This is a genomic window from Acinetobacter sp. YH12068_T (genome assembly GCF_024606005.1).
In the GTDB taxonomy this organism is placed as follows: Bacteria; Pseudomonadota; Gammaproteobacteria; order Pseudomonadales; family Moraxellaceae; genus Acinetobacter; species Acinetobacter amyesii.
Genome location: NZ_CP094555.1, coordinates 2805731 through 2821403, shown reverse-complemented (window position 1 = coordinate 2821403; position 15673 = coordinate 2805731). Strand labels below are relative to the sequence as shown.

The following is a 15673-nucleotide window of genomic DNA, read 5'->3' as shown; positions in this document are numbered from 1 at the left end:
CAAAATAGACAAATGCTTTTTGATGATGCTGTCTATTTGGAAGATTGAATGAAAATTTTAGTACGTAACTTAGAGCGTTCAGTTACTGAAGCAGAATTGGTTGAACTGTTTAAACCATTTGGCGCAGTAGAGTCTGCTGTTGTTGTTATGGATGCAAGCACAGGTAAATCGAAAGGGTTTGGTTTTGTCGAAATGCCAAATGGTCGTGAAGCTGTAAAAGCGATTAAAGGCCTGAATACTTTGAAAGTCAAAGGTGCGGGTATTCGCGTAAAAGCGGCTGAAGATAAGCCTAAAGCATAAATTTAAAAAGGAGCGTTACGCTCCTTTTTTTATCAGTGATCTATGAAAAAATGCTACTCGGCTTTGTCGATTGTTGCGCCATCTGGTTCGAACATTGCTTGTGGGCTTAAAACGCTTGAAGTCCGCTCATGGCAGCCCGAACATTTGCCTTTAAAAGATTTAGTGATCGTGGAAAATCAACGCTACTTACATGAAAGCGGAGATGAAGATATTGGACGTGCAGTGGCGATGGTCGATGTATATGACGTTCATGCATGGACTGAAACAGAGGTAGAGCAAGCGCAGGCTACATATTGGGCAGCAGGGTACTGGGCTTGGCGTCTGGAAAATATCAGGATGATTGATTGGGATATGTCTGTTCCCGCAAAGCGTGACATTTATTTAATTGAAATCGATCATCCATAATATTTATTGTGAATTTCCTAAAAATCCGTTTAAGCTTATTCATGTAGAAAAATGCCAAAATTTAGGGAATTGTTCATGTCTCGTGTTGCTCGCTTTCATGCTGATCGTACCAATCAAAAGTTATATTTTAGCCGTCTTGCATGTCAGCAAGCCGAGCAGACTGATCATGTTCAACAAGCTCAGGCTTATCGCGAAGCAGCAGTTTTTCATTTGCATGGTGCAGTACTTGCGTTTTTACAAGAGTTGGTGCGTTACTATCGTTTAAATGATCCTGCGCCCACGTTAAAGTCGATTGAAACGCTGATGGCTGAAAAAGGTCAGGTATCACCTGAAGTGACTGTTATGCAGCAATTGGCAAAGCAGGGCTTTATTGCAGAGCTGAAACGCGCACATCGTATGTGTCAATATGCACCTGAACCGTCTGCACCAGAGCCAGAAGATGAAACGTCTTCAAATTTAATTATTAAAGTTACCCAAACACCGCAAGCATGGTTGCCAGATACCGCTATTTTGCGTGAATGGCATCGTGATCTAACTCAATTAATTGATGGATTTCGTAACGAGATGGTGGAGTTCTAATCGGACTATTGCTACTTGAAATAAATTTATTTAACCCGATATAAGATTATCTAAGTAATACAAAGTGCAGATGCCTTTATCACCATGTTGCGCATGGAGGGATATATGTCTATAGAACAGTTGAAAGAACTCTTTGGGAACCAGGAAGCAATTTTAGAGCTGGTTCAATTGGAAGGTGGTGAGTTGGCATTGCGTAATGCAGGCTCAGAAAAAGAGCCTTTGGTGACTATCCAATTCAATGAAGAATTACGCAATATTTTGGGCGATCAAATGAGTGTGATCGCTCAGCAAATGATTCAGGCTGCATTGTTTGGTTTGTTAGAAAAACAAGTGGATGAATGGCATGCCGAAGTGGTTGATGAAAAGCCAAAATATATGAGCTAATCATATAGCTGCTGATTTTGTGGATCATGTTGATGAAAACGCACCTTTTGGTGCGTTTTTTTATACTCAAAATGGCACTTAGACTTTGCTCAGTTCAGCAGGTGAGATCAGCATCGAACCTAAAAATACAATGAAGACCCCGATGAGCTGTAAGAAAAATGGATTTTTGGCATCTTGCCAATACAAAATCAGAAAGACGATGGAAATGGGATAAAACAATAGACAGCCTAGACCCCATAAAATACTGGTTTTAAATGCAGCGATGAGAAAGCCCAGACCGCCAATTAAAATAATGGCAAAGCCTAAATAGAGAATGAACATGTTTATCTTGTTTGAAGTTTTTAAAATGATGCTTTGTTTGGTGCTCATTTTATCAATATGTTTTTTAAATTCAATTATTTGTGATTTTAATATTACTGAATTATATCAGTTTAAAAAAAGGCGATGCTTTAATGCATCGCCTTTTGGGTATTGCCCCTAAGCGTTTTATTTAGGCATTTAGTGTGTCGGTGTTTGGTGATGCGCAATTTGGATTTGATTTAAAATATGATTGCTCATATTTTTCGCCATTTCCTCTTTGGCATAATAAACCTCACCGACATTGTCACGACGAATGACTTCAGCTTCTTCTTTGCTTTCCGCACAAACCAATACTTGGATAGAGGGATTCAGCATTTTGGCAATGTCGACAATTTTATGGATATCTAAAATATCCATAGGTGAAATGACCAAAAGGCGTGCGTGTTGAATATGGGCTTGAATTAAAACACCCGGTTCTGTTGCTACACCAGATACCGCAGCGATGCCTTTTTCCCGCAAGTTTTCCACGATTTCACGGTTTTCTTCAGCAATAACCACTTTAATGTTTTCATTCATTAATTCGCGAGTAATACGACGACCGACTTCACCATGACCAATCAGCACCACCTGATCACGCAGATAATCCTGTGAGACCTCATCCGGCAACATGGCCAATGGGTCACTACTACGTTCCAGTAAACGGGCCAAATTCGAGCGCTCACGGATGAGTCGCTGCATAGGCTCGATTGCAGAAAATATAAATGAATTCAGCGTAATCGAGATTAAAGCGCCTGCCAGTATCAGATTTTGACCTTCCATTGAAAGGAGATTTAGAGATACACCTAAGGTCGCCAAAATAAATGAGAACTCACCAATCTGCGCCAAACTCGCCCCAACGGTTAATGCGGTATTGATGGGGTAACGGAAGAACAACACCAACGCCATTGCAGCGATGGTCTTACCAATCATGATAATGCCGACTACTGCTAAGACGTGAAGCGGTTGTTCAATCAAGATCCGTGGATCAAACAGCATGCCGACGGAGACGAAAAACAGAATCGAAAAAATTTCACGAAGCGGAAGGGTTTCTTCTTCTGCACGGTGACTAAAGTCCGATTCTTTGACTACCATCCCAGCAAAAAATGCGCCCAGTGCCATGGATACACCAAATACCTTGTAGGCACCAAAGGCAATAGACACAGCTGCTGCAACCACGGTAAGCGTGAATAATTCACGTGAGCCTAAGCGTGCAACCACTTGCATAATCATTGGCACTAAGCGTTTACCAATGATCAGCATGAAGGCAATAAAGCCTGCCACTTTGAGTAAGGTAATACCAAGGGTGAGCCAGATATTTTCATCTGCACTACTTTCTGTGAGTGGCTGTCCACCAAGCAATACTGCTGTGGCAGGGAGTAAGACCAGAACCAAGACCATGACCAGATCTTCAACCAAGAGCCAGCCTACAGCAATTTTACCATTCACGGAGTTAAGTAAGCCTCGGTCACCGAGAGCCTTGAGGAGAACCACCGTACTTGCACACGACAAACTTAAGCCAAACACTAAGGCTGAGCCCATGCTCCAGCCCCAAAGCATGGAAATTCCCATACCCAGTAAGGTCGCCACTGCAATTTGTAAAATGGCACCGGGCAAAGCAATACGACGGACTTGCATCAAATCATTGAGTGAAAAGTGCATACCCACGCCAAACATCAGGAACATGACACCGAGTTCGGCCAACTGGTTAGCGAGATGGATGTCACCAACTACTCCAGGCGTATTTGGGCTAATAATAATACCGGCAATCAGATAGCCGATGAGGGGAGGAAGTCGCAGGCGCGCAGCTATATAGCCAAAAATTAAGGCAAAACCAAAGCCAACAGCAAGTAATATTATAAGTTCTACATCATGAGGCACTAAAAACTCCTTAAGCCTAAGTTAAGGGTAAAAAAGACAAGCACAAAAAGTGCCAAAAGCATTTTGAAAGTTTAGCAATTCGAATAAAAAAAATGCAAAAAAAAACGACCTAAGCAGGTCGTTTTTTTCAAAAAACTAAAATTATTTGATTTTAGCTTCTTTGAAAATTACGTGTTGACGGATTTTTGGATCAAATTTTTTGATTTCCATTTTTTCCGGCATAGTACGTTTGTTCTTAGTGGTAGTGTAGAAATAACCTGTACCAGCAGAAGAAACTAGGCGAATTTTATCACGCATGTTCGTAGCTCCTTAGATCTTTTGACCTTGAGCACGTAGGTCAGCAACAACCTTTTCGATGCCCAATTTGTCGATAATACGCATACCTTTAGTAGTTAGACGAAGACGTACGAAACGTTTTTCGCTTTCTAACCAAAAACGGTGGTGATGCAGGTTCGGCTCGAACCGGCGTTTAGTTTTGTTGTTGGCGTGTGAGACGTTGTTACCAACGACTGGACGCTTGCCGGTAACTTGGCAAACCTTAGACATGGTGTAACTCCATTGATTTAGCCAACAGCAAATCTGTATGGCCAGTCAAAAAAAACATTGAATTCATTCAAGGGGCGTTTTATATCAAAAATGCGCTTAAAAGACAAGCGATTTTGCATAAAACGAACGATCACCTAGTGTGATCGTTCATGCCTTGATCGTTTATCGAAGAAGTGTCTTCGAAATCAGTTTGTGGATCGGCTTATTGAACGGTGGAAGAATGAATTTCAAACTATAGAGTTTTGGATTCGACATCACCGAGCGTTCATGCGACAAACTGAAGAAACCTTCTGGACCATGATATTTCCCCATACCCGAAGCCCCCACACCGCCAAACGGCAGGTCATCTTGAGCAACATGGGTTAATACCGTGTTTTGTCCGAAATGTCCTGAATGGGTACGTGTTGCGACATAGTCGGCACGTGCCTGATCAAAGTCGAAATAGTATAAAGCAAGTGGACGAGGACGGCTATTAATAAAAGCAATAACCTCGTCAATTTGATCATATTCCATGATCGGAAGGATCGGACCGAAGATTTCATGCTGCATAATTTGCATGTCTGGAGTGACACCAGTTAAAACCGTAGGTGCAATTTTACGTACAGCATCCACATCTTCATTTTGTGGGTTAAAACTGATGATTTGTGCGCCTTGATCACGCGCATCTTCTAAATAACCTTGTAGGCGGTTGTACTGCTTGTCATTAATAATCGAGGTGTAGTCCTGATTATGAGCAATACTTGGATACATAGCTTCAACGCACACTTTATAGTGATCTAAAAATTCAGCCATTTTACCACGAGGTAAGAACACATAGTCAGGTGCAACACAAGTTTGACCTGCATTCCAAAGTTTACCAACCGCAAGACGCTGTGCAACATCCGCAAGGTCAATAGACGGATGAACCAATACAGGTGACTTTCCGCCTAATTCTAAAATCACCGGAACTAAGTTTTCAGACGCTGCCGCCATGACGGTTTTACCGACATTGGTTGAGCCAGTAAAAATCATTTTATCGAAGGCAAGGTGACTAAACGCATCTGAAATTGGGCCACCACCATTGACGACTGCGACCAATTCTTGAGGAAATGCTTCTGCGAGGGCTTTTTCTAATACATCACCGAATGCCGCAGAGGCACTCGAGATTTTGATCATGGCATGGTTGCCCGCAGCCAAAGCACAAATCAGTGGGCCTATAGAAAGAAGCAGTGGGTAGTTCCATGGCGTAATAATGCCGACGACACCAAGCGGTTGATATTGCACCCATGCTTTTGCAGGTTGATGAATAATTCCGACATGGCGTTTGGATGGTTTCATCCAGTCTGTCAAATGCTTGCTATAATATTTGATGTGTTCAAGACATGTGAGCAACTCACCAATCTTGGTTTCACCAATAGAACGGTTACCATAGTCTTGATTAATTGCATCAGCAAATTGATCTTGATACTTAACTAAGATACGCTTAAGCCGAGCCAAACGGTCTATACGTTCCTTCGCTGTAGGCAATGGGTAACGTAAATACGCTTGTTTCTGCTGTTCCAACATATTGTTGAGATGCTGGTGATCAAAAGAATGTGGTGTCATTGAAGTTGTTTTTGTTTGACTATTCATGTCGCACGACCATATCCAAATTAGCGATTAATTAATTTTTAGAGCAAATACTCTAAATAGTCAAGTTACTTTATGTGTTAGTGTTCTAATGCTTTGAAATAAATGGTTGTTTTAGGATGTCTCACACCAAAACCTTAAAAACGAAAGAACGTATTTTGCAGCTGAGTTTGCAGTTGTTTAATGAGCGTGGCGAGCGTTCAGTGACAACCAATCATATTGCTGCTGAACTGGGAATGAGTCCTGGTAACTTGTATTACCATTTCCGAAATAAAAGTGAAATTATTAAGGAATTAATGGAGCAATATCAGCATGAAACGCTAGAAATGTTAGCGCTTCCTGATGATCGTCAGCTTGATGCCAATGATAAAATTCGCTATTTCCAAGTGTTAAGTAGCCAATTATGGGCTTATCGATTTTTACATCGTGATGTTTATCACTTGGTCGAAAATAATGAAGATTTCCGCAAAATGTATCCACGTTTTGCCGGTCAAGTTATGCAACAAGGGCAGAAAATTTATCGTGCTTTTGTCGATGCAGGCTTAATGCAGATGACCGATTCTGAAATTGAGGCCTTAACCATTAACTTGTGGATCGTGCTGACCAACTGGACCAACTTCCTTTATATGTCGGGCCATATTACTGACTCCAACACTTTGGAAGAAAAGTGGGTGTGGCAAGCACTGCGACAAATGGTGTTCTTAGAAGGCGCATATCTACGTGGTGAAAGCCGTGAAACCTATGAGCGACTGCTCGAAACTTTAGGGCCGTCGGACTTATTTGCAAGTCTTTCAAACGTAAAGCATCAGGTTACTGAATAAGACTATTTAGTCTGGCTTTAAAAAGCGTTAGAATACTCGGCTCTTTTTTCAATTTAACTGATTAGTGATATAAACCAACATGAATATGTCGACCGCTAACACAGCACGCTTACTCATTACCTGTGAAGATAAACCAGGGATTGTGCAAGCTGTATCGAGCTTTTTGTATCATCAGGGAGCAAATATTACCGCACTTGATCAATACGCGACTGAAGCTCAAGGGGGGCGATACTTCATGCGTGTTGAGTTCGAATTGGACAATTTACAAAGCCGTAAAGAAAGTCTAACTCAAACATTTGCGAGCAATGTTGCTGAGCGTTACAACATGCACTGGCGTTTAGCTTTAGTCAGTGATGTGAAGAAAGTCGGTATCTTGGTGTCAAAAGTTGACCATGCTTTGCTTGAACTGTTGTGGCGTCATGCACGTGGTGGTTTGCCATGTGAAATCACTAAAGTGGTGTCTAACCACGATGCTTTACGTGAATCTGTAGAAAATTTCGGTATTCCGTTTGAGGTTGTTCCTGTAAACAAAGAAAACAAACGTGAAGCTTATGAGCAAATTGATCAGTTGATGCAAGGCAATGATTTACTCGTTCTTGCTCGTTATATGCAAATTTTAGACGAAGAATTTGTTCAAAAATGGGAAATGAAAGTGATCAACATTCACCATTCATTCCTCCCAGCCTTTGTTGGTGCGAACCCATATAAGCAAGCGCATGAAAAAGGCGTGAAACTGATTGGTGCAACAGCGCACTATGTGACTGCTGATCTTGACCAAGGGCCGATTATTGAGCAAGACGTAGAGCGTGTCAGTCACGACTTTACCGTTGAACAATTGCGTGAGTTAGGTCAGGACGTAGAGCGTAATGTACTCGCACGTGCAGTCAAATGGCATCTTGAAGATCGTATTATTGTCGATGGTAATAAAACTGTTGTATTTCAATAAAACGAGATAAATTTTTGAATAAAAGGGCATACTTTAGGTATGCCTTTTTTATATTATGATTAAAAAAAGTCATTAAAACTGACGAATTAATAGTTGCAAATGAAAACACTTCTCATTTATTATTGCCGTACTTTAATTGTGCTAACCGATGAGCATGATTGTATTTTTGACAAAATAAATGCAATCGCTTCTTCAAGGTAACTGAGTTTAATGAGTCAATCTCCCGCTCCAATGATGCAATCACCTAACCCGATGAAAAAGAAAATCATTACTGCGCTTCTCGCTGTTGTGGTAGGGCATATGGGGGTATTGTGGGCGGTCAGCAATATGAAAGCACCAGAACTTAAACCGATCGAAAAAGATCCGATTAAAGTTCGCTTTGTGAAGATTGTTGAAGAGAAAAAACCAGAACCTCCGAAGCCAAAACCAGAACCGAAGAAAGAGCCACCAAAGCCAAAAGAAGTTAAAATTGTAGATAAGCCTTTACCACCTCCACCGAAGAAAGTGGAAAAAGTGGAACAGGTGAAAAAGAAAGATGCGCCGAAACCAACTGTTGAAGCGGTCAAAAACGTACCACCAACACCTGTTGTTTCAACTGTGGTTTCTGAAACGAAAGTCGTTCGTGTTGAACCAACACCTCCGGCACCTGTTGCACCACCACCTGCGCCACCAGCACCACCTGCGCCACCGACACCTAAAACTGTGAGCATTGGTAATGGTGTCAGTTGGATTAAGAAACCTAATGTTCAATTTGAAGATGGTGAATTAAAAGCGTCGTGTACAGTTGAAGTTGCGATTGCAGCAAGTGCTGAAGGTAAAGTCGAATCAGCAACGATTAAAAACTCGACTTGTGGCGCTGCTGTAAACCGTAAAGTGACTGCTGCAGTGAAGCGTGCACGTTTATCCAAATATATTGATAATGGTGTGGCAACTCCGACGCGAGTTGATCAACCATTCAACTTTAAACTTAATTAAGATTCCGGCTAACCTATTAGGAGTTCGAATATGAACTTTTCAGTTTATTGGCAACATGCAGATGCAGTCAGCAAAACACTGTATTTCGTGTTACTTGCAATGTCGATTGCGACTTGGACGATCTTCGTTCTTCGTATTATGGGCACACGTCAGCTCAAACAAGTGGCGTATAACCACCTTGCAGATGCACTAAGCAAACTGAAAGCGAAATTTGCTCCTTTGGCTTTTGAACAACGTAAGGCTGTGGCTGAACAAGCATTACTACGTCAAATTTCGGTAGAAAAAGCTAATGCTGAAAAAGGCGTATCTGTATTGGGTACGATTGCTTCAATTGCACCGTTCGTAGGTTTGTTCGGTACAGTATGGGGTATTTTCCATGCCCTTGTAGCAGTGGGTAAAAGCGGTCAAGCGGGTCTTGCACAAGTAGCAACACCAGTCGGTGAAGCCTTGATCATGACGGGTCTTGGTTTGGCTGTGGCGATTCCTGCGGTTTTGGCTTATAACATCTGTGTTCGTTTTAACCGTACACTGTCGAATGAATTGCAAGATCAAGCGCATGGTTTATTGATTGATACTATGTTGCAACAAGAATCTGCAGCGAAGAAAGAAGACGTGAAAACTGCACAGCAAAGTTTAGCTGGAGGTCAAGCTTAATGGCTTTTCAATTGGGTGAAGACAACGATGCTGGCATGAATGAGATGAACCTCATTCCGCTCATCGATATTATGTTGGTATTGATGATCATCTTCTTGGTGACTGCGACTGTTGCCAACCCATCAATTCCATTAACCTTGCCACAAACGACTGCAGAAGTGATTGATCTGCCAACTGAAAGCGTAACCATCAGCATTAACTCAGCGGGTGATATCGCTTGGAATGGTGATATTGTGACGCTTGAAGATTTAGAAAGTCGTCTAAATACAGCTGGTCAGCAAGAACGTAAGCCTGCATTGGTATTAAAAGCCGATAAAGAATCACGTTATGACACAGTTGCACAAGTGATGTCGCGTGCGAGTGGAGCCGGACTCAGCGATATCGCCTTTGCTAGTGATAACTAAGCACTGAGCAAAGATAACTAAAAAAAGCGACTGAAATGTCGCTTTTTTTATGTCTCTATTTTGAAAATAGATGCCGTTTAATTAGATCACTCAGATTTGAGTAGGTCTTGAAATTTGCTACGTAATTTCATGAGTTTAGGTGGTATTGAAAAATTACAATAACCTTGGTTTGGGTTACGTGCAAAGAAGTTCTGATGATATTCTTCGGCAGGGTAGAAGGTCGGCATTGGACTCAGTTCAGTCACAATATTGATGCCTTCAGCTTTTAATTCTTCAATACGTTGTTGAGCAAGCTGCTTTTGTGATTCATCCTGATAGAAAATCACTGAGCGATACTGGGTACCGACATCGTTGCCTTGACGGTTCAGCGTGGTTGGATCGTGAGTTGCGAAAAATACATCTAGCAATTGGCTAAAACTGATTTGGCTGTCATCAAAATTGATCTGAATGACTTCTGCATGTTGGGTGTTTCCCTCACAGATTTGCTCATAGCTCGGATGCTGAGTAACTCCCCCTGCATAACCACTGACGACTGTTTGCACGCCCTTTAGTTGTAGAAAAACTGCTTCTACACACCAAAAGCACCCACCACCAAATACCGCTTGTTGCATAGTGAAATCCTATCTTGTTCCCTGATGTTTAATATGGGGTTATAGCTAAAAACTGCAATGTACGTCTGTATACTAATCACTAGTTTATGTGCATTAAATGTCTCTGGCATGACTGAACAGTGAATAAAAAAGTCTGCCGAAGCAGACTTTTTTAATGATTTAACGCGGTTGAACAGCGCTTTCATATTGAATTAATAAATTGCCGTGACGGTCTAGCAATTTCAAGGTTTTTCCAAAAACTTGATAATGCGTTACCTTTTCGAGTGCTGCATGGTACTGTCGCTCTAGCCCATTGTTATTGAGACAAGCCATTTGTGTCGCAGCAATCGGGCCAAACGTTATGGTGTCTTTGCCAGCATTATAGCCACCCATTATACGATTACAGCCGTCTGCACCTGAGACACGTTTTGAAGCCGCATCGAATTGAATGCTTGGAATATTATGCGCATTGGGTGCTGTTTTGATTGGAGTGTTGCCAATCTGAGTGGCAATCCAAGTACGGTTTTGTAATAGGTTTAAATTTTCAGTTATGGTGTTGTCTTGTGCAGGCATGCTTTCACAGCCTGTCACCACTAAAGTTGAAACCAAAGTTGCAGCAACAAATATTTGTTTTAGCATCGGAATTTCCCCGTGGAAGCATTTCAACTATCTAAGCAAATATCGCACAGATAAGCTAGCCATATTTGTATCAATATTTAAGAATTACAATTGATTGGCGCTTGGATTGGAATGTGAATGCGGCAAACCTTGTCGGATTAACTTCGAATATTGTTCACTGCTCAGTTGCTTGATTTGAGAGACACGAGGGTTAACATGGGCTTTTTGATACCATGTTTTCATATCCCAATTTTGGTCTATGGCATGGAGGTCATATAAATAATTCGGCAAATAACCGGATGCAAATAAGCGGTAATCGGTTGGAAGTTGATGTTTGGAAACAGCTTGAATCATGTCAAAAACCAGTGTTGTACAATTACTGGTGAGCGTGTTGTACCATTTAGGTTGAGTCTGCAGTTCATCGGCTTTATGGAGATATTCTACAAACAGCGCTTGCATTTCAGATTTTGGCATGTTTACGGGGAAGAAATAGACCTGTTCTCCGCGTGTATTGCTGCGGGTATAGATGATATCTTTTTCATCTGATGCAATAAGGCTCAGTTCATATTTACGGAAAAAACCACCAATCGCAGAGAATTCTTCATTTTTCTCTTTGCGAATTTCAATCGAAAACGTCAGCGGTGGTCTGTTAGCAAAATCAAAACTGACCAGTGTATGGGCAATTTGCGGTCCCATCCAATACGAGGTAATGATGCTGACGCCATTGATTTGACTTAGGTCATATTGGCGGGTTTCCCAACGCGGGGTATAGCTGCCATCGGCATGCCAGTCGAAATTACGCACATTGTGCAAGGTGACGAGATTGCCTTGCTTTTCATAATGTAGAATTTCTGCTACTTCAGGATTCCATTCACGATCTTGGCGTGCCTCCATGCCAAAATACCAAAATAGACCACAGATAAAGCCCACAATATAAATCAAGACATCTTTACGACGGCTAAAAAAGTGTTGGGTAATATAGATGCCTAAAATGCTAAGAGCAAAAGCGATCCAGATCCCAATGATAATGCGGCTGCCTAACCAGCCTGCCGGTTGCTGTATCCACAGGGCGGCACAGAGCCAAATCGAAGAGCAGAGGACAAATACACTAAATAGGGCATGAAGAATACTTCGCCCTATTTTTTTGAACATTGCTCGTTGGTCACTCTGTTGCATATTTTTCTTTTAGCTTAAGATTTTTCTTTATTTTCGGTAAGTTGCGAACTCAAAAGCAATCCCAGTTTTGTCGTCGATGTGTTGTTCTGATGCCACTTTTTGAAAGTCCGCAGGAATTTCAGGATAATGCGCATCACCTTGAACATCGAGTTCAACATGCGTGAGTTCTAAACGGTCTGCGATGCCGATGGTTTGCTTAAAAATTTCACCACCACCAATAATAAACAAACTCGTTGGTTTTTCTGAACTCGCGACATCAGCAACAGCTTGCGTTAACGCCTCGTCGATACTATATGCGACTTTGGTGCCTTCAAATGACCAATTGCTATCTCGTGTAATGACCCAATTGACACGCTTCGGTAGGGTACGTCCCATAGACTCTAAGGTTTTGCGTCCCATAACCACCACACCACCTTGGGTGATGGCTTTAAAGTGTTGTAAATCTGCAGAAATATGCCACGGCAAATCATTCCCTTTACCAATGCAGCGCTGCTGATCCATAGCGACAACGTGCACGATTTCTAAATTTTGAAATGCCATAGTTTGAACTCAAATAGCCGAAATATTTGCCGTCTATTAGAATGCAAAATCCCGCTTGAGGTAAAGCGGGATTTTGCTTTTCACTTGGGATTTCTAAAAATTAAACCGCAACAGGGGCTTTAATTGCAGGATGTGATTCATAACCTACGATTTCAATATCTTCAAATTTAAAATCGAAAAGATCGGTGATTTCAGGATTGAGTTTTAATTGGCACAGACCCATTGGTTCACGTGTCAGTTGCAACTGCGCTTGTTCGAAATGGTTGGCATACAAATGTGTATCCCCACCGGTCCAAACGAAGTCGCCCACACCAAGACCACAAACTTGCGCAATCATGTGTGTTAACAGGGCATAGCTTGCAATGTTAAACGGCACACCCAAAAAAACGTCAGCACTACGTTGATATAATTGGCAGGATAATTTTCCGTTTTGAACAAAAAATTGAAACAAGGTATGGCATGGTGGCAATGCAACATTACCTGCCTCATTTGGGTTCCAACCAGAGACGATTAGACGACGTGAGTTAGGATTGGTTTTGATTTCATTGACCAACCATTTAATTTGGTCAAAACCATCTTGTTCATATAGGCCATCGGCTTTTTTGGTTGCACCGAAATTACGCCATTGATGACCGTAAACAGGACCTAATTCTCCGGCAGGACGACCGAAGCGTGCAGTTTGTTCTGCTGTAGACCATTCATCCCAAATCGAGACTTTATTGTCTTGCAAATATTGAACATTGGTATCGCCTTTAAGGAACCACAACAGTTCAATCACGATAGAGCGGAAATGAACTTTCTTGGTGGTGAGTAAAGGGAAACCTTGAGAAAGATCGAAGCGCATTTGATGACCAAATACAGAACGTGTTCCCGTACCCGTACGGTCGCCCTTGTCGCCGCCGTTGTCGAGAATGTGTTGTAAAAGGTCTAAATACTGGCGCATGTCTCTCTCATAATTTGCTAAATTTCTTGTGGCACATATTAGCTTGTTTTGCGTGTGGAAGGAACTGCGATGGGCGCTTGAATATGGTCAGGTTTAAAAAATCAAAAGCATACGGTGTTTATTGGGTGATGACCAAATTTTGCAGGCAACAAGCGCTGAGTTGTCTGAGCTGAAGACGTCTATTAATAACAATTACATCAAGTGTTAACGAGACAATATGTCTGTTCAATCAAGCATGAGCTTAGAAGACTTAAGCCCTATTGTTCACATATTGAGCGATGTTTCATTCTCGTTGTTGAAAAAAATACAGATAAGTTTGATTAAAAAATACACGTGATTTTTCTCATTGTGAAGAGATGATTTTGGGTTGTTATTTCTGAATAAGAGTTTGATATCAAAAATAAATCTATTTGAATTAAAAATAGACGGTCGTATTTAAATGTGAAGATTTGTTTAAGAAATCTTACATTTTTTACATGAAAAAACATGATTTACGCGGTACTATCACCCTCGTTAAAATTTTTGAATGCCTAAATATAGGCGGGAGTGTGGGTTAAAGAATGGCTTATGATCACAATGTAAACTTGAGTGAAGTGCATGCTCCAGTTCAGGCAAATATCATAATTCGTTCTCAGGCGAGTAAAAATACGGGCAAGTCCAATACCACTCAAAAAGCAGCGACTAAAAATGTGGTATCCCGCAATGGTCAGCGTATCGATATCGATCGTTTGACTGGATTTTTACAAGGAATTACCCGCCAAAGCAGTACTCAGAAATGTGCCCGCAGTGTTCGTCTAGCACTTGAGTCCGCAGGGGCACGTTTTAACGGTCACCCCGTTGCCGCAGCAGACTGGGGCAGCACATTACAAAAAATTGGTTATCAAAAAATTAATTTAGCGTTTGATCGTCCTAAGAAAGGCGATATTTATATTATCGACCGCAATCAAAGTAGTCGTTATGGTCATATCGCAGCATATTCAGGTAAGGACTGGGTGTCTGATTATCGTCAAGCGGGCTATGCGGTCTATCGAACTCCAAATGTGAAATATAGCTATTATCGCTTAGCAGATTAACAGCCCGTGGCTGAATAAAAGGTTAGTCTTCAAACCTTTTTGCACGCTGACTGTAGATCGAGACGATAAATAATCCAATTGCAGTAAAGCCCACACATTGCAGCGCTAAAATCCAGCGTTGCTCATTGGGTAGAAAATAAATTAAGCACACTAAACATAAAATTGGCAAACTAGCCAAACCGCATTTTAATGACGGAGACAGTGTTTTTAGTTTGTCTTGTCTGAGCTTATAAAGCAGATTAATCATCAAACCAATGGCTAAACTTATGCCCGCAAAGCGGGGATCTAGTTGTTTTTGTTCAGCGCATTGAAAAATAAGCACACAGGTACTGATACAAATGATGAGCTTGATTTGTCGGTTACAGCGCTCAGAGTACCAAAACGTCAGCATTTAATTTTACCTTGGGGTGAAGTTTTCTCGTTTTTATTCAGTAGAGAAATCGGGGAGAGTAGGCAGATTGCCAAAGCCATGAAGCCAATGCCTTGAGCACCCGGGATCAGAATTTCACCCCTATTCATATTGATAAAAACCAATGCCAACAGCAGTGCAATCGGTATCCACGTCAATAAACGATAGAGCAAACCTGTTGGGTTTTTTGCTGCAAAATGAATCTTGCAATAACGACAAATCAGGAAAATGACGCCTGTACCCATGAACATTAGAATGGCTTGAAGTGTTAGGGGTTCCATCCAATACAGAACACCGGTCAGTACGGCCATCGCAATAAAAAACAGGATTTTTTTAAGTACAGAAACGCTGGGGTTAAACCAAAATTCAAGCATGGATCGATAGTTTAAAAATAAGCTGAATAAACTTTAGCACAGATCAGTTGTCTAATTCAGTCACTTCATGTGGAGTAAATGCGTATGAAGGAATAAATTTCAGCGCATAAA

At 41.4% G+C, this 15673-nt stretch carries 22 protein-coding genes; 10 read left to right on the top strand and 12 right to left on the bottom strand.

The genetic code is table 11. From position 1 onward, the window contains the following. Window positions 1-48: 48 nt before the first annotated feature. The 4 genes from MST18_RS13450 (at window position 49) to MST18_RS13435 (ending at window position 1668) form a co-directional block, all read left to right on the top strand. Window positions 49-300, top strand: a complete 252-nt coding sequence (locus MST18_RS13450) for an RNA-binding protein (protein WP_078189697.1) — start codon at window positions 49-51, stop codon at window positions 298-300. Between the two features lie 42 nt (window positions 301-342). Beyond that, complete coding sequence (locus MST18_RS13445) at window positions 343-705, top strand: ASCH domain-containing protein (protein ID WP_180132696.1); 363 nt, start codon at window positions 343-345, stop codon at window positions 703-705. 75 nt (window positions 706-780) lie between these two features. Next, window positions 781-1284: a DUF6586 family protein gene (locus MST18_RS13440; RefSeq protein ID WP_180010190.1), complete on the top strand. Its 504-nt coding sequence runs from the start codon at window positions 781-783 to the stop codon at window positions 1282-1284. A gap of 105 nt (window positions 1285-1389) precedes the next feature. Next, entirely contained in the window at window positions 1390-1668 is a 279-nt protein-coding gene (locus MST18_RS13435; RefSeq protein ID WP_078192732.1) for a hypothetical protein, read from the top strand. A 78-nt stretch (window positions 1669-1746) separates the two neighbouring features. Here the strand turns inward: MST18_RS13435 and MST18_RS13430 are convergent, their stop codons facing one another. From MST18_RS13430 to MST18_RS13410, 5 genes are all read right to left on the bottom strand, one after another. Beyond that, on the bottom strand, window positions 1747-1989 hold the full coding sequence (locus MST18_RS13430) for a hypothetical protein (protein ID WP_180024452.1): 243 nt from the start codon (window positions 1987-1989) through the stop codon (window positions 1747-1749). Between the two features lie 177 nt (window positions 1990-2166). Then, complete coding sequence (locus MST18_RS13425) at window positions 2167-3885, bottom strand: cation:proton antiporter (RefSeq protein WP_078192730.1); 1719 nt, start codon at window positions 3883-3885, stop codon at window positions 2167-2169. A 141-nt stretch (window positions 3886-4026) separates the two neighbouring features. Continuing rightward, window positions 4027-4182 carry a 50S ribosomal protein L33 gene (rpmG, locus tag MST18_RS13420; protein ID WP_001205031.1) on the bottom strand — a complete coding sequence of 52 codons (156 nt, stop codon included), beginning with the start codon at window positions 4180-4182 and terminating at the stop codon, window positions 4027-4029. Between the two features lie 12 nt (window positions 4183-4194). Beyond that, window positions 4195-4431, bottom strand: a complete 237-nt coding sequence (rpmB, locus tag MST18_RS13415; RefSeq protein ID WP_000048256.1) for a 50S ribosomal protein L28 — start codon at window positions 4429-4431, stop codon at window positions 4195-4197. A 162-nt stretch (window positions 4432-4593) separates the two neighbouring features. Continuing rightward, window positions 4594-6042, bottom strand: coding sequence for a coniferyl aldehyde dehydrogenase (locus MST18_RS13410; RefSeq protein WP_180132695.1), 1449 nt, complete (start codon window positions 6040-6042; stop codon window positions 4594-4596). Between the two features lie 116 nt (window positions 6043-6158). On the opposite strand from MST18_RS13410, the gene MST18_RS13405 reads away from it, so the two are divergent. From MST18_RS13405 to MST18_RS13385, 5 genes are all read left to right on the top strand, one after another. Then, window positions 6159-6860 (top strand): TetR/AcrR family transcriptional regulator, encoded by a 702-nt coding sequence (locus MST18_RS13405; RefSeq protein ID WP_078192728.1) that lies wholly within the window; start codon window positions 6159-6161, stop codon window positions 6858-6860. A 79-nt stretch (window positions 6861-6939) separates the two neighbouring features. Further along, window positions 6940-7806, top strand: coding sequence for a formyltetrahydrofolate deformylase (gene purU / locus MST18_RS13400; protein ID WP_078192727.1), 867 nt, complete (start codon window positions 6940-6942; stop codon window positions 7804-7806). A gap of 210 nt (window positions 7807-8016) precedes the next feature. After that, a complete protein-coding gene (locus MST18_RS13395; protein WP_111884065.1) occupies window positions 8017-8781 on the top strand; it encodes a TonB family protein in 765 nt (254 codons plus the stop codon). Window positions 8782-8811: 30 nt separating this feature from the next. Further along, window positions 8812-9435 carry a MotA/TolQ/ExbB proton channel family protein gene (locus tag MST18_RS13390; RefSeq protein WP_078192725.1) on the top strand — a complete coding sequence of 208 codons (624 nt, stop codon included), beginning with the start codon at window positions 8812-8814 and terminating at the stop codon, window positions 9433-9435. Then, the gene (locus tag MST18_RS13385) at window positions 9435-9839 is read left to right on the top strand and encodes a biopolymer transporter ExbD (RefSeq protein ID WP_078192724.1); all 405 of its coding nucleotides are present in this window, start codon (window positions 9435-9437) and stop codon (window positions 9837-9839) included. The genes MST18_RS13390 and MST18_RS13385 overlap by 1 nt, the downstream gene beginning before the upstream one ends. An 86-nt stretch (window positions 9840-9925) precedes the next feature. On the opposite strand, the gene msrA is transcribed toward MST18_RS13385, so the two are convergent. From msrA to thyA, 5 genes are all read right to left on the bottom strand, one after another. After that, window positions 9926-10450, bottom strand: a complete 525-nt coding sequence (gene msrA / locus MST18_RS13380) for a peptide-methionine (S)-S-oxide reductase MsrA (RefSeq protein ID WP_180106278.1) — start codon at window positions 10448-10450, stop codon at window positions 9926-9928. A 159-nt stretch (window positions 10451-10609) separates the two neighbouring features. After that, the gene (locus tag MST18_RS13375) at window positions 10610-11068 is read right to left on the bottom strand and encodes an META domain-containing protein (protein ID WP_111884063.1); all 459 of its coding nucleotides are present in this window, start codon (window positions 11066-11068) and stop codon (window positions 10610-10612) included. Window positions 11069-11152: 84 nt separating this feature from the next. Then, complete coding sequence (locus tag MST18_RS13370; RefSeq protein ID WP_180132694.1) at window positions 11153-12223, bottom strand: DUF4105 domain-containing protein; 1071 nt, start codon at window positions 12221-12223, stop codon at window positions 11153-11155. 27 nt (window positions 12224-12250) lie between these two features. After that, window positions 12251-12763: a dihydrofolate reductase gene (locus tag MST18_RS13365; protein WP_168377882.1), complete on the bottom strand. Its 513-nt coding sequence runs from the start codon at window positions 12761-12763 to the stop codon at window positions 12251-12253. Window positions 12764-12863: 100 nt separating this feature from the next. Next, entirely contained in the window at window positions 12864-13706 is an 843-nt protein-coding gene (thyA, locus tag MST18_RS13360) for a thymidylate synthase (protein ID WP_078189681.1), read from the bottom strand. A gap of 560 nt (window positions 13707-14266) precedes the next feature. Here thyA and MST18_RS13355 point away from each other — a divergent pair. After that, entirely contained in the window at window positions 14267-14779 is a 513-nt protein-coding gene (locus tag MST18_RS13355; protein WP_078189680.1) for a peptidoglycan amidohydrolase family protein, read from the top strand. A 22-nt stretch (window positions 14780-14801) separates the two neighbouring features. On the opposite strand, the gene MST18_RS13350 is transcribed toward MST18_RS13355, so the two are convergent. Together MST18_RS13350 and MST18_RS13345 are read right to left on the bottom strand one after the other, a co-directional pair. Beyond that, on the bottom strand, window positions 14802-15170 hold the full coding sequence (locus tag MST18_RS13350) for a hypothetical protein (RefSeq protein WP_180115879.1): 369 nt from the start codon (window positions 15168-15170) through the stop codon (window positions 14802-14804). Next, window positions 15164-15562 (bottom strand): hypothetical protein, encoded by a 399-nt coding sequence (locus tag MST18_RS13345; RefSeq protein WP_180132693.1) that lies wholly within the window; start codon window positions 15560-15562, stop codon window positions 15164-15166. The genes MST18_RS13350 and MST18_RS13345 overlap by 7 nt, the downstream gene beginning before the upstream one ends. Window positions 15563-15673 lie beyond the last annotated feature (111 nt).

Coding starts and splice junctions, on each gene's coding strand:
- MST18_RS13450 (WP_078189697.1), top strand. CDS start 49: ATGAAAATTTTAGTACGTAACTTAGAGCGTTCAGTTACTGAAGCAGAA.
- MST18_RS13445 (WP_180132696.1), top strand. CDS start 343: ATGAAAAAATGCTACTCGGCTTTGTCGATTGTTGCGCCATCTGGTTCG.
- MST18_RS13440 (WP_180010190.1), top strand. CDS start 781: ATGTCTCGTGTTGCTCGCTTTCATGCTGATCGTACCAATCAAAAGTTA.
- MST18_RS13435 (WP_078192732.1), top strand. CDS start 1,390: ATGTCTATAGAACAGTTGAAAGAACTCTTTGGGAACCAGGAAGCAATT.
- MST18_RS13430 (WP_180024452.1), bottom strand. CDS start 1,989: ATGTTCATTCTCTATTTAGGCTTTGCCATTATTTTAATTGGCGGTCTG.
- rpmG (WP_001205031.1), bottom strand. CDS start 4,182: ATGCGTGATAAAATTCGCCTAGTTTCTTCTGCTGGTACAGGTTATTTC.
- rpmB (WP_000048256.1), bottom strand. CDS start 4,431: ATGTCTAAGGTTTGCCAAGTTACCGGCAAGCGTCCAGTCGTTGGTAAC.
- MST18_RS13410 (WP_180132695.1), bottom strand. CDS start 6,042: ATGAATAGTCAAACAAAAACAACTTCAATGACACCACATTCTTTTGAT.
- MST18_RS13405 (WP_078192728.1), top strand. CDS start 6,159: ATGTCTCACACCAAAACCTTAAAAACGAAAGAACGTATTTTGCAGCTG.
- purU (WP_078192727.1), top strand. CDS start 6,940: ATGAATATGTCGACCGCTAACACAGCACGCTTACTCATTACCTGTGAA.
- MST18_RS13395 (WP_111884065.1), top strand. CDS start 8,017: ATGAGTCAATCTCCCGCTCCAATGATGCAATCACCTAACCCGATGAAA.
- MST18_RS13390 (WP_078192725.1), top strand. CDS start 8,812: ATGAACTTTTCAGTTTATTGGCAACATGCAGATGCAGTCAGCAAAACA.
- MST18_RS13385 (WP_078192724.1), top strand. CDS start 9,435: ATGGCTTTTCAATTGGGTGAAGACAACGATGCTGGCATGAATGAGATG.
- msrA (WP_180106278.1), bottom strand. CDS start 10,450: ATGCAACAAGCGGTATTTGGTGGTGGGTGCTTTTGGTGTGTAGAAGCA.
- MST18_RS13375 (WP_111884063.1), bottom strand. CDS start 11,068: ATGCTAAAACAAATATTTGTTGCTGCAACTTTGGTTTCAACTTTAGTG.
- MST18_RS13370 (WP_180132694.1), bottom strand. CDS start 12,223: ATGCAACAGAGTGACCAACGAGCAATGTTCAAAAAAATAGGGCGAAGT.
- MST18_RS13365 (WP_168377882.1), bottom strand. CDS start 12,763: ATGGCATTTCAAAATTTAGAAATCGTGCACGTTGTCGCTATGGATCAG.
- thyA (WP_078189681.1), bottom strand. CDS start 13,706: ATGCGCCAGTATTTAGACCTTTTACAACACATTCTCGACAACGGCGGC.
- MST18_RS13355 (WP_078189680.1), top strand. CDS start 14,267: ATGGCTTATGATCACAATGTAAACTTGAGTGAAGTGCATGCTCCAGTT.
- MST18_RS13350 (WP_180115879.1), bottom strand. CDS start 15,170: ATGCTGACGTTTTGGTACTCTGAGCGCTGTAACCGACAAATCAAGCTC.
- MST18_RS13345 (WP_180132693.1), bottom strand. CDS start 15,562: ATGCTTGAATTTTGGTTTAACCCCAGCGTTTCTGTACTTAAAAAAATC.